This window comes from Antarctobacter heliothermus, assembly GCF_900188425.1.
GTDB classification, from domain to species: domain Bacteria; phylum Pseudomonadota; class Alphaproteobacteria; order Rhodobacterales; family Rhodobacteraceae; genus Antarctobacter; species Antarctobacter heliothermus.
This window is the reverse complement of record NZ_FZON01000022.1, coordinates 1-13,958: the sequence shown is the minus strand read 5'-3', so window position 1 is coordinate 13,958 and position 13,958 is coordinate 1. Positions and strand designations below refer to the sequence as shown.

Below are 13,958 nucleotides of genomic sequence, written 5' to 3'. Positions count from 1 at the left end.
GATGATCCGTGCGTGAGGGTCGGCGGCGCCGGGGTGGCGCCGCCTGTCGGGTTTATTGCGCGGCAGCCTCGGCGGCATAGCCGAGGAAGGCATCCAGCACGCCCTGCGCGTCGAAATCGTCCTGGTTGTCGGCCACCCACTGTTCCCAGATCGGGCGCCCGGCCCGGGTGCGGAAGGCATTCAGCGCCTCTTCGTCGTATTTGACCTCGGTCAGGGTTTCCTCGAACAAGGGCAAGTTCTTTTCGTCCTGCGCCGCATAGGCGGCCTGTTCGGCATCCAGCACCAGGTCGCGGTTGTCCCAAAGCAGGTCCTGGTACTGTTCCGGCAGCGCCTCGAAGGCGGTCTTGTTCAGCACCCAGCCGCATTCCGCGCTGCCCGGCGACAGGTTCGAAGTATACCAGTCCGCCTCTTCGTAGATCTTGAAGGCGACATGCGCATAGGTGAAGGGAAAGGCCGCGACGTCCACGGTGCCGTTCTGGAAGGCGGTCAGCGTTTCACCGGCCGACAGCGTCTGCTTGGTGGCGCCCAGCAGCTGCATTGCGTCGCCCAGGCCACCGCCCGCGCGCACCTGCAGCCCGCTCCAGTCGTCCAGCGTCAGGGGCGCATCGCCCTTGCCCATCATCTCGAACTGCGGCAGCAGGCCCGAGACGTAGGGAATGGCGTTCCACTTGGCCATGTCGGCGACGATGGCGGGATGTTCGAACATCTTGGAACGCACATAGCGGTCCGCCTCGGGGTTGGGGATCGGCAGGAAGGGCAGCGAAAAGACCATCCAGGCCGGGTTCTTGCCCGGGTGGTAGAAGTTGCAGATGCCCGCGCCCTCGAAGGCGTTGAGCTTGAGCCCGTCAAGGTTTTCGCGCGCCGGTCCAAGCTGCTCGGCGTAGAAGATGCGGATCTGGAACTTGCCGTCGGTTTCGGCGGCGACCTTCTCGGCCAGCGCTTCCATCCCCGAGGTCAGGGCGCGCGGGTTGCCGTACATCGAGATCTTCCAGAAGACCGAGGGGCCGTCCAGGTTCGCGGCGGGGGCCGCCGTTGTCAGCATCAGGCCGGCCAGCGTGGCGGCGGTCAGGGTTTTCGTGAGTGTCATCTTGGTTTCCTCCCTTGATGTCATTTTGGATTAAGCGGGTTGCGCGGCGAAATCGTCGCGCAGCAGGTTCTTCTGAACCTTGCCCACCGTGTTGCGGGGCAATTCGTCCAGCAGGCGGATGCTGCGCGGATGCTTGAACCGCGCCAGTTGCGGGCGCAGCGCCTCCAGCAGCGCCTCGATTTCATTTTGGTAGATGTTGTGGCCGCCGGAAATGATCAGATCCTTCTGCCGACCCACGATTGAGACATAGCTATCCTCGTCGATGCGCCCCAGTGCGCCGCGTGAACACGCTTTTTCAAGGTAGGTTTTCCAGTCCGGCATTCGCTCCCCCTCCCCTTCAGAATATCGATATTTAGTAACATACTCAGTTTTCATCGTCAAAAAAAGGAGATTCTGCGAGGAGATGCCTTGAAACTGCTGTTCGAGACGATCCTCGAAGAACGAAAAGACGAGATATCGCCTCGATTGCGGAAGCCGTCAGAATGGGCAGGCACTAGGCCAAATCTTGTTGCCGACATTGAATGGACGTCAGGGTCGTCCCGCGTTGTGTGAGTTCGGACTGGTTGACCGCAAAATTGCCCCGTACAACACTGTCTTCGATAAGTCGGGGCGCAGCGACGGAACCTGTACCCGGGCCGACTTCGAGTGTGATGCCGAGAACAACCAATACATCTGCCCTGAGGGGCACGAGCTGAAGTAATTCCGCCGCAATTATTCTGACCGGAACCGCGGCCCGACCGGCAAGGGCGTCGCCAAATACCGGTGCTTGAAGCACACCTGCCAGGCTTGCCCCTCGAAGGCGCGGAGCTGCCCGAACGCCGATGCCGGATCCATCACCCGCGAGGAGCATGAAGACGCCCGGCAGGTCGCCCGCGACACAACCGAAACCGACCAATACGTGATCTCGATGAAATTGCGAAAGAACGTCGAGAGGCTTTTCGCGCACCTCAAGCGCATCCTCGGCCTCGGAAGGCTCCGACTTCGGGGACCATGCGGCGCAAATGACGAATTCCTCCTCGCCGCCACCGCACAAAACCTCAGGAAACTGGCTAAGGTCTTTCCCGCACCGCAGCAAGTGCGGACAGCCTGACAGGAAAGGCGCTTGCGCCGCTTTCGGATGCCTGAATTCTGCGCCCGCGAACGGATGCTTTTCCACAGAATCAACTCAAAGTAGACCCTTCGAATTGGCGCTGCAAACTTGCGCAGCAAGCATCATGCTGTGGATCAGTAGAAGTCCAAGCCGTGACGCGGCGGGAAGACAGGCCATTGATTTTGGACCGCAGCGATATCATTGTCGGCGATCACAAAGCTGTCGCCGGAGCCTTCGACATATTCCCAGTCGTCAATGAACGTGCCATCGTAGGTGCCGCCCGGGCCGCCGTCGCGTTCGCCAGATTTCAATTGGTAGCTGGACTTTGCCGGGCGAACCTCGTCACCGTCGGCGATAAAGCTGCCGAAAATCGGAAACCCGTCTGCGGCAAAGCCGATCACCGGGGATGGCTCGGTGGCGTCTGACTGTTGGAACATCGCCATCGGATTGCCGTGATAGTGATAGGTGCCGTCAGGTTGCGTATGGGCATTGTGTTCGTCAGCACCAAATTTGTCCGTAACGCCAAGAGGATCATACCTGAAGGGTGTATTCATGTCATTGCAGCCGATGTTGCCGTCGCCGACGCCGTAATAACCGGCCGCCATGAGGTCCAACTTGACCCCGTTCAGGAAAACGGCGTTGTCATACCGCAAGCTGAGGGGTGTGGGGTGTTCAGCCGCGACGGGTGTCGCGGGAACAATGAACACCTGTTCCTTCTCGCTGAACCGCGTGGCGAACCGGCCGGTGGCATTGAAGTCATGATTTGGCACCGCGTTGGAGGCGATCTTGCAGGTCTCTCCGTCGACGGTGATCGAAATGGCGGCAGAATGGGTTGTCGCATTCTGGACATCGGTGGCGGTCGCGGAATGGGTGTCGGCATAAGCGGCGCAAGACCCGGATCGGTCGGAGAACACCGCGTCAGTGATGTCATGCGCCGAGGCCGGCTCTGCCACGCCGACCGCGCAAAGAAGGGCGATCGGCCCAAGTCGGATAACGGTCTTGTCGGCTTTTGGCAGTGTGGACTTTTGGTCTGGACCGTTGCGCAATTCTGGCTCCTTTGACAGGGAATTGGGGGTCTTGAAGCAACGGAGATACGTTTTCCCGTTGCAGTTCGGGCATTTGAAGTCCTAGCCTGACATTATCAACTGGCCGACCAGAGCGTGCGACCAATTCCGCGCTCGAAGCCGTGACTGTAGAGGGCGTTCATATAGGTCGAGGAAAAACGGTCGGAGGGATCATAGACAACTCCGGACTCAGGATCGACGGACGCTACGTGCAGGTCAATCCCGTTGGCGCGGGAGAACGATCTGGTTGCGTTGACCTCGGCCAGTGCGTTGGCCCGGATGCTTGTGGTCAAGGCATGTTGCGAAATCGCCAGCGCCGATCTTGACACAGTCGTCGGCGCGGGATCGAGCGTGTTGTTGATCAGCAGGTACAAGGCGCCGCCGGGCAGTTTGCGGTGCGTGGAGGTATAGGCGAACTGCGGTATCGCCAGAAACTGCATGTGGACACCGCCATCGAGATGGGTTTCGGCAAAGGTCGCATCCCCGACGCTGTATGTCAGCGTGACTGGTGAAAACAGGCCCGGCAGCGCGGCAGAGGCACGCAAGATCGCGCGAAACAGGTCGTACTGGCCTGACTGCGCGATTTCGCCCATGTTCCAGACCACGGCGCGCGACCGATCAAGGTCAGAGGTCACGACGAACAGACGTGCTCCGGTCGCGTGGCGATCCGCAATGGCTTGAAGGAAGGTGGGGGGCGTGAAGGCCTCGATCAGACGGGCCAGCGGCGTCGTGTCGTAAAGCGCGTCGCTGAACGGCACCTTCAGGGGTTGCAGCTTCATGATGTCACCAGCGTCGTGCTGGGTGAAGATGCGGCGCAGGGCGTCGTCATGGTCGGGGCCGAGATAGGCGAAGGGTGCGATCAGGGCCCCGGTGGAAATGCCCGTGACCATGTCGAAGTCCGGCCGGGTTCCGGCGGCCGACCACCCGGCCAGCGCGCCCGCGCCGAAAGCGCCGTCTTCGCCACCGCCCGACAGCGCCAGAACGCACAGACCGCCATCCGTCTTGGGCGGTTGCAGGTGGCGTTCCCAGACGTCTGGTCCGGCATCGGCGAAAAAGCGAAAGCGGACCAGCGGGTCCGGCGCCGTCATGGATCGAGGCATGGATCGAGGAATGGTTCGAGCCATGGCCTGCGTCGTGGACTGGGTCGACATGGTCACCGCAGACCGGTCAGTGCAGGCGGAAAGTGCCGTCATCGCAAGTCCGGCCAGCACCGTTCTGCGTGTCGGGATCTTGGGCATTCTTGTCGTCTGGGCCACGAGGTATCCAGTCCTTGCTTCTCGGGGTTTTCGCCCACAGCCGTCACAGCCGGCTGCGGGGGTCTTGCGCGGGAGTTACTGTCCCGGCGGCGGCGGGAGAACGGTGCGCAGAGCGTCCTCGGTGATGCCGAGGGCCTTCGCGGCAGCGGCAAGATCGGGACGACCGGGACCTGACGATTGCAGCGCCTCCATCAACCTGTCTGTCGAAATGCCCAGCTTTGCCGCCGCCACGTCGAACCCCGGGGGCATCTGGCCCGGCCCGCCATCCATCGGACGCGGCGGTTCGTTACGGCCATCCGCACCCGCCCGCGTGGCACCAACACCGGCGGTGGCCGTTGTCGAGAAGTTGTCGGCGGCCTGCACACCCACGAGGCAGGGCGGCAGGTTCGGGAAGTCCACGGAAGCGTGGTAGTGATAGGTTTCGCCAAGCGCCGTCGCGCCGACGTGGCCGTTGCAGGCGTCCAGACCGGCGGGCGTGGCACCATCAGCCTCGGTACTGCCGAACATTGCAAAGCCGTCGAAGGCATACCCGAACAGCGCCCCGCTGTCCTGTGTCAGCGCACAGGCAGCATCGACGCCCGCAGCGCCATAGGTCGTTTCGATGTCCGTCTAAGTCGCGTGCCAGTGATACCATCCGCCGGGGTCGACATGGCCGCCGCAGATATCCAGCGCGGGCATGTGCCCCGTCGCCTGGATGCTGGGCGCGTCGGAAAAGATCGGGACGCCGTCCAGCGCCACGCCGACCTTGCCGACAGTGCCCAGGCGGGTTGGCTGATCGGCCATGACGGGATCGACCGGCAAGAGCATGGTGATGGTCACGTCCTCGTCGGGAGAGACATTGATGCAGGCGTGGTCGACGGTGGGTCTATCGGTGGCATTGTCGACGATATGCACAGCCCCGTCGTCGTCGAAAAAGCGATACCCCAGATCGTCGAGCATCCGTAGAAAGGCCTCGTCGATCCGGTACAGCTTGGCGTTCTCGCCGGTCCAGTCCCAGATGCCGCCCGCGTCGTTCAGGGTGGCGGGGCAGAACGGTCCGATCTCCAGATCAGCCGGCTTGTAGCCTACCGTGATCTCGTAGCAGGTGGCTGCCGTACCGTCGGTCAGCGTGCAGTCGACCGTTGTGGGGTGTTCGACAAAGGCGGTCTGTTCGAACTCCGCCAAATCGGGATGAGCCGCCGCAATCTGTGGTGTGCACAGGATTGCGGCGGTCACCAAGAGGCGAACTTTCCGTGAGTGGTGTTTCATAGTCTTTGTCGCCTCTTGTTCAATCGCGCTATGGACAGGTGCGATCAATGGGTTGCGTCTGCCTGATAGATGATCAGGTTTTTGAGAAAGGCGACGAGCTCTGCGCGCGCCTCGTCAGGAAGGGCGACATAGCCATCGCGTGTCTGCGCCGCCTCGCCGCCATGTGCCAGGATGGCCTCGTTCAGGCTGGTGGCCCGACCATCATGCAGCCAGGGCCCGGTAGAGCCGACACCGGCAAGCGACCGGGTCAGGAACATGGCCGCACCGATCCCCATTGGGTCGGACGGGTCGGACAGGGCTGCACCCATGTCATGGCGCTTGAAATCGGTGAACCAATGCGCGACGCCGCGCCCTTCGCTGTCCACCTCCAGCGCGCCAAGGTGATAGGCCTCGCCCGTGTCCAGCATCACCAGATTGTTCGGCTGATCGACGCGCATGTCGAAGGACACCGGCGTATCTCGACGCAACCCATGACCTGTCGGGTCAGATCCGTCGGGGAACCGGGCGTCAAAATATCCCGGCACAAGACTTGGCTCGCGAAAGACGGGATCGTTCAACGTCATCTGCGGCGTATGGCAACTGGCGCAACCGATTGCGGCAAACCGGTCTTCTCCGGCGGCAATGGCGCGGGCTTGTGTTTCTGGCAACGTCAAAAGCCCGAGATCGTGCAGCTCTGTCCTTCTGACCGGTCTTTCAAGCGCGGCCATGTAGATGGTCAAAGCTGTCATGTCCCCGACGCTCAACTCGGCGGTGACGCCGTCGAAATCACCGTCTGCGCCGCCCACCAGTTCGGTGCCCTGGAGGCCCAGCTCGTTGTGCGCGGCGGCGCGGGTAAAGGACCGCAGCGTTGCGTGATTGCCCTTCCAGCCGAAAGGCCGGACAACCAGATCCGCGTCGATCCCGGTAAGCCCGCTGGTTTCGATATCCACCACGCAAGGGGTCGCGGTGGTGCGGGTGACTGACAGCGTGCCGAAAGAGACCCCTTTGGCCGTTAGCTTTACTGTCGACCCCCCGGTTTCGCAGGCCGCGAACCGTGCGTCGTCACGTTGCCGGTAAAGCTCCAGTGTCATTTCCTCGGCCAGCCGTTGCGGGATTCCCAGCGCAAACATCGGGGTTGTGTTCCGCTCCAGATAGAGCTTCGGATCGCCGGTATGGTTCGGGTCCAACACCACGTTCATCGCAACGCCACCTGCACCGTTGGCAATCGGACTGCTGTGGCAACTGATGCAGCGTGTGGCATTTGCCCCGCCTTCGCGCGCCGGAAAATGCCTGGCCCATTCGCCGGGCCCTTTCAGGTCTGCGCGTGGAAACCGGGTAAATCGGCGACCCTCGCCAATGTTGGCCCCAACGCCTTGCTCGGCGGCAAAGTTGAATTCGGTCAAGGCGTCGCCCGCCTCGAACGCATGTTTGAATGCCGCCCCTGGCCGACCGTTTGCAACAAGGTCGTTCAGGAGTTGCTGGCGTACGGGCTCTATCGCCTCTTCGGCTTGCGCCGTTCGAGGGCCGATGCAGAGGCTCAGACATAGGCCCAAGGCCATGGGGCAACGGCTAAAACGGCTCATGTGGCGTTCCCTTTCTTGGTGGCAGGTGTCTTCTGGCCCACTTCGACCAATGTCCAAGCGGGCCAGGACTTCTCAGCCTTTTCGCGGCATGTCAGCTGGCGTGCAGGCCAGCGGCACATTGGCCTGGGGCGAACGGCATGTGCCGGTGATCTGGTGGCCATCCGGACCGGAAAAGCCACAAGGGCTGCCGGATGTCTGTTTGGTGCAGGCCTCCAACGCCTCACGCGGCGGGCGCGCAGGACGGTTTCCGGCCCCGCCCTGTTGCGATTGCTGGGCGAGCGTCAAAGGAGTCGTGGTATCGGAGGGGTCGGCCTGTGCGGCAGAAACACCCATATCCAAGACGATCAGAGCGGCCAGCACCGCCAGCGCAGCAATGACGTTTTTCGGGCGCATGCGTGGCAACGTGGAATAATAAATCGGGATCCGTTTGGCCTTGGTGTGAAGTGCGGTGGCCGACCGGGTGGCATGAGTGAACATCGTCTTCTCCTGTATGGGCGATTGACCGCCCTTCGCAGGAGTGTCTTGCGCTAACTTTGAGGAGTGGCATTGCAGAGACTTTGCAGCCCGCAAAAAAACATGTGCCGTTGCTATTTTTAACGCCTTGCAAGGCACGGGTTTAGTCGTCGTAGGCATATCCCACGCCGTAGACCGACCGGATCGGGTCAGTGTCGCTGACTGCGGCGATCTTGCGGATGTGGCTGTCGATGGTCCGATCAAAGACCTCTGCATCATCGGGAAAGGCCAAGGTCAGCAGTTCGTCGCGCGAAAATACCCGGCCCGGACGGTGCGCCAGGACCTGCACCAGCATGAATTCACGGCGCGTCAAGTCCAGCGGTTTGCCATCAAGTGCGGCTTGCCAGCGCTCTGCATCCATCTGCAAACCTGTGGTATCTGGCGCGGTGGCCTCCCGGCTTCGCGCACTGCGCCGCAAAATCGCCTGCACCCGTGCAACCAGCTCGCGCGGCGAATAGGGTTTGCATAGATAGTCATCCGCTCCAAGCCCCAGCCCGAAAAGGCGGTCAATCTCCTCAACCTTGGCGGTGGTCATGATGATCGGCACATCCGAGGTCCGGCGCAACTCGCGGCATATCGTCAGACCATCGACGCCCGGCAGCATCAGGTCCAGTATCAGTAGATCATGCTGGCCCGTCAGTGCGGTGGCCACGGCATCCGTTCCTTCCGACAGGACGTCGACGCCCATTCCCTCGGCAATCAGGTAATCCCGCACGACCTCTGCCAGCACGGTTTCGTCCTCGACGATCAGGATGCGCAGAGCTGTCATGTCGTTTCCCTTGGCAGGCTTATGATAATGCGAAGACCGCCCAAATCGGAGGGTTCAGCGGTGATTTTTCCACCATGACCTGCGATGATCGCCTTGCAGACAGACAGGCCCAGTCCAGAACCGCCATAAGCGCGCGACCGCGAACTTTCGGCGCGATAGAAGCGGTCGAAAAGCCTTGGAAGATCGTCCTGTGGCGGTGCTGGCGGGGTATCGTCCATGATCAATTGGACCCGATCGGAGGCGTCATGCAAACGTAACCGCACGCGGCCCGGAGTATTGGTATAGCGGATCGCATTCTGAAGCAGGTTATCAATGACCTGACGAATCCGCAGCTGATCACATGCGAAGGGCAACGCGTCGGGCAAGGCGAGATCAAGGCTGATCTGTTTCGCCTCAAGCTGCGGCTGCGCTGTTTCTATGGCCTCACGGACGATCTTGCTCAGGTCTTCGGCGTCAAAAGCGGTCATCAGCCCGCCTTCGCGGGAATGCGACAGGGTTTTGATGTCCTGCACCAGCCGCGACAGACGCATCATCGCGGAATGCATCCCGGCCAGGGTCTGTGCATCCGGTTGGCGAATGCCATCCTGCACCGCCTCGATCTGCGCGCGCAGTGTGGCCAGCGGCGTCTGCAATTCGTGGCTGGTGTTGGAAATCCATTCCCGCTCGGCCTTGTCGGTGCGTTCAAGTGTGGCCGCAAGGGCGTTGTAGTGGCCGATCAACTGGCCCAGCTCGTCCTTTCGGTCTTGCGCGATGCGGGCGGTGTAATCGCCTGACGCCATGGTCTTGGCCCCCAGATCCAACTGACGGATCGGGATCAGGATCTGCCGCGCGACAAAGAAGGCTGCCGCCGCAGAGACCAGAACCGCGATGAAGGCAGAAAGCGCAAGTGACACATATTGGCGGCGTAGAAAAAAAGCATCGCTGGCGTTCTCGGAGTACAGAGGCGCGTTCAGCCCGATGAAACCCAACAGGCTGTCGCCGGTGCAGTCGTCGTCGGAACATATCGCGCGCCGCTCGAACAAGCCGGATTGATCCTCCGCTCCGGCAAGGCGTCTGCCGTCCGGTCCCAAAAGCATCAGCCGCTCCCCGATCATCTGATTGTCCGCGCCTGCAGGGGCCCCCGGCGGCGGGCGGTCCGGCGGCGGGAACGGCCGCCCAGGCGGCGCGCCGGGTCGCACAAAGCCATCGGACCCGAGTGGCTGGAAATGCGCACGCACGAAATCGTTCCAGACCTTCGGGTGGCTGGCGAGTTCTGGCCACCCCGGTGCGCCCGGTTCATGGGCCAGCACCAACGCCCGTTCAAGATCGTCGAACCGCGTCAACTCCCCCCGCAACAAGTACTGTGCGAACCCGTCACGCATCGACAGCGCCACCTGCAGCGCCATGATCGCAATGGTCAACACGGCGGTCGCGGCGATGGCGATGAATATCCGGGAAGCAAGCGATTGGCGAAAACGGCTCATATGGCACTCTATTGCAGGGGAAAGTGCAGAGAACATGGAAAAATGCGCCTGCTGCATCGCAAATCGGCAAAACCCCTTACTGCAATCTCGCTTCTGTCACATGACGAACGCAGACCACGGAGAAAAAGCGGCAAGTTTCGCCGCCTGCCAGCTGATAACCGCTGCGCCGAACAACCGGTAATCTCACCCCGACTGTTCAAGGATGACGCCGCGAATGCTGACGAACAGACCATACCACCGGATGCTGCGCAGAGTATGACCGTCCGCTTTTTGGGGGGTTGGGGCGTAGCCTGGGCTGATACAACGACGGATCTCTACTTGTCTGACGTCTTCGAGGCCCTCGCGGCCCCCGGCACTGCGCCGCCAAGATTGTCCCGCAGATGCTGCGCCTGAGCAAGGAAGGCGGCTGCGTTTTCCCGAGCGCGGCTGAGATCGTAGCATCGACCGCGGCCCAAGCCTTCGCGATCCCGTCAAGCAGCGTTTTGCCTTTTTCCGTCAACTCAAGCACGTTCTGTCTGAGCGACACGGTATTTGGTGCGCGCGTGATGTAACCGGACGCCATCGAGATGTCGCCGGAGAAATCGACTTCGTCGTCGTGCCGTGGGGGTAGCCATGGAATTTTCCGCACAGGCCACCAAAATCATCGCCGTGCTGGCTGTCGTCGTTGGCCTGCCAATCGTTTTTTTCGTCGTGGGCGACGCGCCGCGGCGGACGCTGCTGAAATAGGTGATCTCCGTCGCCACGCTGCCGGCTTTGCCGCGATGCTTGGCCAATTTTTCACGGCGCGCAGCAACACCTGGCTCTTGAGTATCTTCAGGCCGCCGCAGATTCAAAAGGTCCATAAATGCATCGCCTGTACGGCGGTCGGGATCATCCTGCTGCATCCCGGTCCTGATCGTCCTGTCGCGCGCGCTCGAAGGCGCCGTGCGTCCGTAAGACGCTTTCGTCGTGGGCTGGCCGTCGCTTTCACCGCGCTGGCGCTGTGGCATTCAATCGAACTCGGACACCACACGATGCACCGATGGCGGCGTTGTTCCTCACCCTGGAGCTGATCGGCTTCGGCATGCTGGTCAAGCTCTACTGGGATCGCCGGTCGCACTAACCCAAAACCCGGGCACCGCGCAGCAAAGGAGCGACATGGATTTTGTGTCCATTGACGTGGTTGGGTGATTGCTTCGGTGACAGTGGCCGCATCGCAGCGAAGGCAGGGGGGTGGTCAATGGCCGGTTTGGGCCGGACGCCGCCGCGCCAGAAACCTTCTCGGGAAGTGTGGCAACACTTGGAGTCAAGCACGCAAGAGTTCAAACTAAATTGCGAGACGTTTCCCAAGTTGGATCACGACGCCGCCGCTTTCATCAATTTCGTGCGAGACAATCTCATAAACGGCAATAAATTTGCCCGACCCGAAGAGTTCTTGGTTCTCGTCTTTTCCGCCTTGTCGGAGAATGGCGTGCTCACTTGTTTTGAGGGCTTCTATAAACTGTTCGTATTTTTCGAGAAACTATGCCGAGGCCCTTTGAAAGGATCTTTGTATACCTGATTGGCATCAATTCGTGCGCTGTGCAGCACCGGAACGTTCCTGAGATCGAGACCTTGACCCTTGACGTATCCCGTCCACGAGGATCGATACGTAAAGCCAGAATTCAAATCCTTCAACTTGATCATGGCCTTGATACCTCATTGGGAAAGCTTTTGACTCAGAGGCAAGATACATGGCGCTTCGACCGCCGACTACCTCGATCAGCATCATACAAACGAACGGCTGCACTGACGTGCTGCGACGCGGCATCCGCCCCTCTTTCAGAAGGCAGTTCTGGGCCGTCATTCACTCCCTTTCACCCAATCATGGCGGCGGGATCTACTGGCCTGCGGCGTCTCTGCTTTCCCCTCCCCGACACGCGCCCAGAATCCTGATTTCCGGGGGTGAACCTTTTTGAGTTCGGCAAGATATGTGGCGTGGCCGGCCATTTCGCCGGGGCGAGCGGCATCGGCATCTTCCGCAAGCAGGGCCAGTTTCCTGAGGTATGTCGCACCGTGGCCATAGACCTTGGAACGCGCGCGGGCTAGGATATTGTCCAGCAGGGCCCGGTAGAGCACCGTCGCCGCCAGCGGATGATCATGCTCCAGAAGTTCCGCGACCTTGGGCAGGATGTGCCAATCGCTGCCGTCCCAGCGGTCCGGGTGCATCACGATCAGCTTGGCCGTCAGATCCGTCCGGGGCCAGTCCAGAAAGAACTGCAGGGCTGCCTCAGGCGCCGCCTTTTCCAAGGCATAGGCATGGGCGCGGTCCTCCGCTTCAACATCCTCGAAATCCGGCAATTGGGCGAGGTAGTCCCGCAGGGTCCCGGCCGACAGTGTCGCCTCGAAACACCGCCAGCGCAGGGCCTGCGCGGCAGGTGCGTCGCCCAGGGTCTCCAGGATACGCGCCTCCAGGCTGACCCGTGGCGGGGGCATATCCCTTTCGTCCTCAACAAACGCGCGCCGCCCCGGTTTGCGCACCCAATCCAGCGCCTCGGCGCTGCGTCCGGCCGCCAGAAGCTGTGCCGAGATCCCCAGCGTGTCCTGCATGTGCGGGCGCTTTCCGGCTTCCAGCGCGACGAGCAGATCGAGATCCCCACGTGCCGTGGCGATGGTCTGGCGCATCTCGGCCCATTGCGAGGTCATGGAATTAAACCAGCCCTCGCGCGGGCGCGTCGCTTCCTCGGCCTTCCGCTCGGCAATGGCCACTTTCAGTTCGGCATCCCAGCGCGCCAGGCTATCTTGCGGCAGATGTGGCGCCACGGCGGTGGTGACTTCGGCCAGGTACCCATGCGTGCTTTCGCCAAGGGCGGTCATGATCTTCTCGGGCAGCTGATCCGCCTCCGCGTTTGTCAGTCGTGGTGCCAGGTCGCCGGTCGCGGCGATTGCCTGGGAATAGACGTCCTGAACACGGCCTGAGGAATCATCCACCCGCTCGAACACCTGCTCATGGGTGTCGATGAAACGCAGCAGCCGATCCACGGCCAGCCCAGGCGCAGCGGCGCCCAGCTCGGAGGTGAGGGTGTCGGTCAGGCTGCGCAGATCCTCGGCAAAGGCGCGGGCCTTGTCCCATTCGATGAAACTCCGGGCCCGCGCCAGCCCGGAGAGCCGCCGGTCGACCAACTTGGCAATGGCCTGCGGCCCGGATTTTCCGGCCAGAGCCGCCTTGACCTGCCGGCGGAACCCGGCGTTGCGCTCTGCTTCGTCCAGCACTAACTGCGCGAGCTTCTCGGCGCCGAGGTCTTTCAGCTTGTCGGTGGTGAGCGCGGGTTTGCGGGCCATGGGCGGGTCTCGGTCTTGGAGATTTTGCCATAGTACCTGCCTCGACCGGCGGCCGTTCGACTCTACAATCATGCTCGGTATGCAGATGCAAAGTGAAATTGCTAGCGGATGAGCTGCTCATTGGTCCCGCCACAGAATCCTAGGACATGTTCCGTCACGTTCTGGGGTGGTCCATGACAAAGTGGGGGATTTTCCGGGGGATGCGAATTTCCGCTACGCCATTTTTTCAAACAAAAACAAAATGTTGAATGAAAGTGGTGGCGGAGACGAAGGGATTCGAACCCTCGAGACCCTTCCGGGCCTACTCCCTTAGCAGGGGAGCGCCTTCGACCACTCGGCCACGTCTCCACCGACGCGTATAGCCAAGCAAACAAAGGGATTACAAGGCTAAACTGCCCTCATCCGCAAAAATCTCCCTACCGACAAAAACCTACTTAAAGTGCACTGAATGGCACCTGTTCAGACAAATCTAACCACCTCTCCAATCAGGTTTGGTGCGCCGACATCACTTAGTTCAGGCTGAACAACCTGATCGGTCGACGATATAGCGGTTTTCTGGCCTGATCCCGGGCATAACGGCGGCGCGGAATGCGGCCATGACGATGG

The 13,958-nt window shown here is 61.3% G+C and carries 12 protein-coding genes, 1 tRNA gene and 2 pseudogenes; 2 read left to right on the top strand and 13 right to left on the bottom strand.

Annotation, left to right across the window (positions count from 1 at the left end; translation table 11 throughout):
- Positions 1-52: 52 nt before the first annotated feature.
- Positions 53-1,087: a TRAP transporter substrate-binding protein DctP gene (gene dctP, locus CHB90_RS12595; protein ID WP_089278226.1), complete on the bottom strand. Its 1,035-nt coding sequence runs from the start codon at positions 1,085-1,087 to the stop codon at positions 53-55.
- 30 nt (positions 1,088-1,117) lie between these two features.
- Positions 1,118-1,366: pseudogene (locus CHB90_RS12590) on the bottom strand (malonyl-CoA synthase); the annotation flags it as partial.
- Between the two features lie 280 nt (positions 1,367-1,646).
- Here CHB90_RS12590 and CHB90_RS12585 point away from each other — a divergent pair.
- Positions 1,647-2,177 (top strand): annotated as a pseudogene (locus CHB90_RS12585) (transposase); the annotation flags it as partial.
- Between the two features lie 134 nt (positions 2,178-2,311).
- Here the strand turns inward: CHB90_RS12585 and CHB90_RS12580 are convergent.
- The 9 genes from CHB90_RS12580 to CHB90_RS26170 all read right to left on the bottom strand — a co-directional run bounded on the left by CHB90_RS12580 (position 2,312) and on the right by CHB90_RS26170 (position 10,936).
- The gene (locus CHB90_RS12580) at positions 2,312-3,223 is read right to left on the bottom strand and encodes a YHYH protein (RefSeq protein WP_212591597.1); all 912 of its coding nucleotides are present in this window, start codon (positions 3,221-3,223) and stop codon (positions 2,312-2,314) included.
- A gap of 95 nt (positions 3,224-3,318) precedes the next feature.
- Complete coding sequence (locus tag CHB90_RS12575; RefSeq protein ID WP_089278224.1) at positions 3,319-4,479, bottom strand: patatin-like phospholipase family protein; 1,161 nt, start codon at positions 4,477-4,479, stop codon at positions 3,319-3,321.
- Positions 4,480-4,572: 93 nt separating this feature from the next.
- Positions 4,573-5,004 (bottom strand): hypothetical protein, encoded by a 432-nt coding sequence (locus tag CHB90_RS12570; protein WP_089278223.1) that lies wholly within the window; start codon positions 5,002-5,004, stop codon positions 4,573-4,575.
- A 102-nt stretch (positions 5,005-5,106) separates the two neighbouring features.
- Complete coding sequence (locus CHB90_RS12565; RefSeq protein WP_141135866.1) at positions 5,107-5,745, bottom strand: YHYH protein; 639 nt, start codon at positions 5,743-5,745, stop codon at positions 5,107-5,109.
- Between the two features lie 44 nt (positions 5,746-5,789).
- Entirely contained in the window at positions 5,790-7,307 is a 1,518-nt protein-coding gene (locus CHB90_RS12560) for a di-heme oxidoredictase family protein (RefSeq protein WP_089278221.1), read from the bottom strand.
- A gap of 72 nt (positions 7,308-7,379) precedes the next feature.
- Complete coding sequence (locus CHB90_RS12555) at positions 7,380-7,784, bottom strand: hypothetical protein (protein WP_089278220.1); 405 nt, start codon at positions 7,782-7,784, stop codon at positions 7,380-7,382.
- 139 nt (positions 7,785-7,923) lie between these two features.
- Entirely contained in the window at positions 7,924-8,589 is a 666-nt protein-coding gene (locus tag CHB90_RS12550) for a response regulator (RefSeq protein ID WP_089278219.1), read from the bottom strand.
- On the bottom strand, positions 8,586-10,052 hold the full coding sequence (locus CHB90_RS12545; protein ID WP_170941056.1) for an ATP-binding protein: 1,467 nt from the start codon (positions 10,050-10,052) through the stop codon (positions 8,586-8,588). The genes CHB90_RS12550 and CHB90_RS12545 overlap by 4 nt, the downstream gene beginning before the upstream one ends.
- A gap of 500 nt (positions 10,053-10,552) precedes the next feature.
- Entirely contained in the window at positions 10,553-10,936 is a 384-nt protein-coding gene (locus tag CHB90_RS26170) for a hypothetical protein (protein WP_141135865.1), read from the bottom strand.
- A 335-nt stretch (positions 10,937-11,271) separates the two neighbouring features.
- Between CHB90_RS26170 and CHB90_RS26780 the strand changes: the two genes are divergently transcribed.
- Complete coding sequence (locus CHB90_RS26780) at positions 11,272-11,592, top strand: hypothetical protein (protein ID WP_212591596.1); 321 nt, start codon at positions 11,272-11,274, stop codon at positions 11,590-11,592.
- A gap of 281 nt (positions 11,593-11,873) precedes the next feature.
- Here the strand turns inward: CHB90_RS26780 and CHB90_RS12535 are convergent, their stop codons facing one another.
- Together CHB90_RS12535 and CHB90_RS12530 are read right to left on the bottom strand one after the other, a co-directional pair.
- Positions 11,874-13,352 carry a DUF6880 family protein gene (locus CHB90_RS12535; protein WP_089278217.1) on the bottom strand — a complete coding sequence of 493 codons (1,479 nt, stop codon included), beginning with the start codon at positions 13,350-13,352 and terminating at the stop codon, positions 11,874-11,876.
- 258 nt (positions 13,353-13,610) lie between these two features.
- Positions 13,611-13,700 (bottom strand) — tRNA-Ser (locus CHB90_RS12530).
- Between the last annotated feature and the right edge of the window lie 258 nt (positions 13,701-13,958).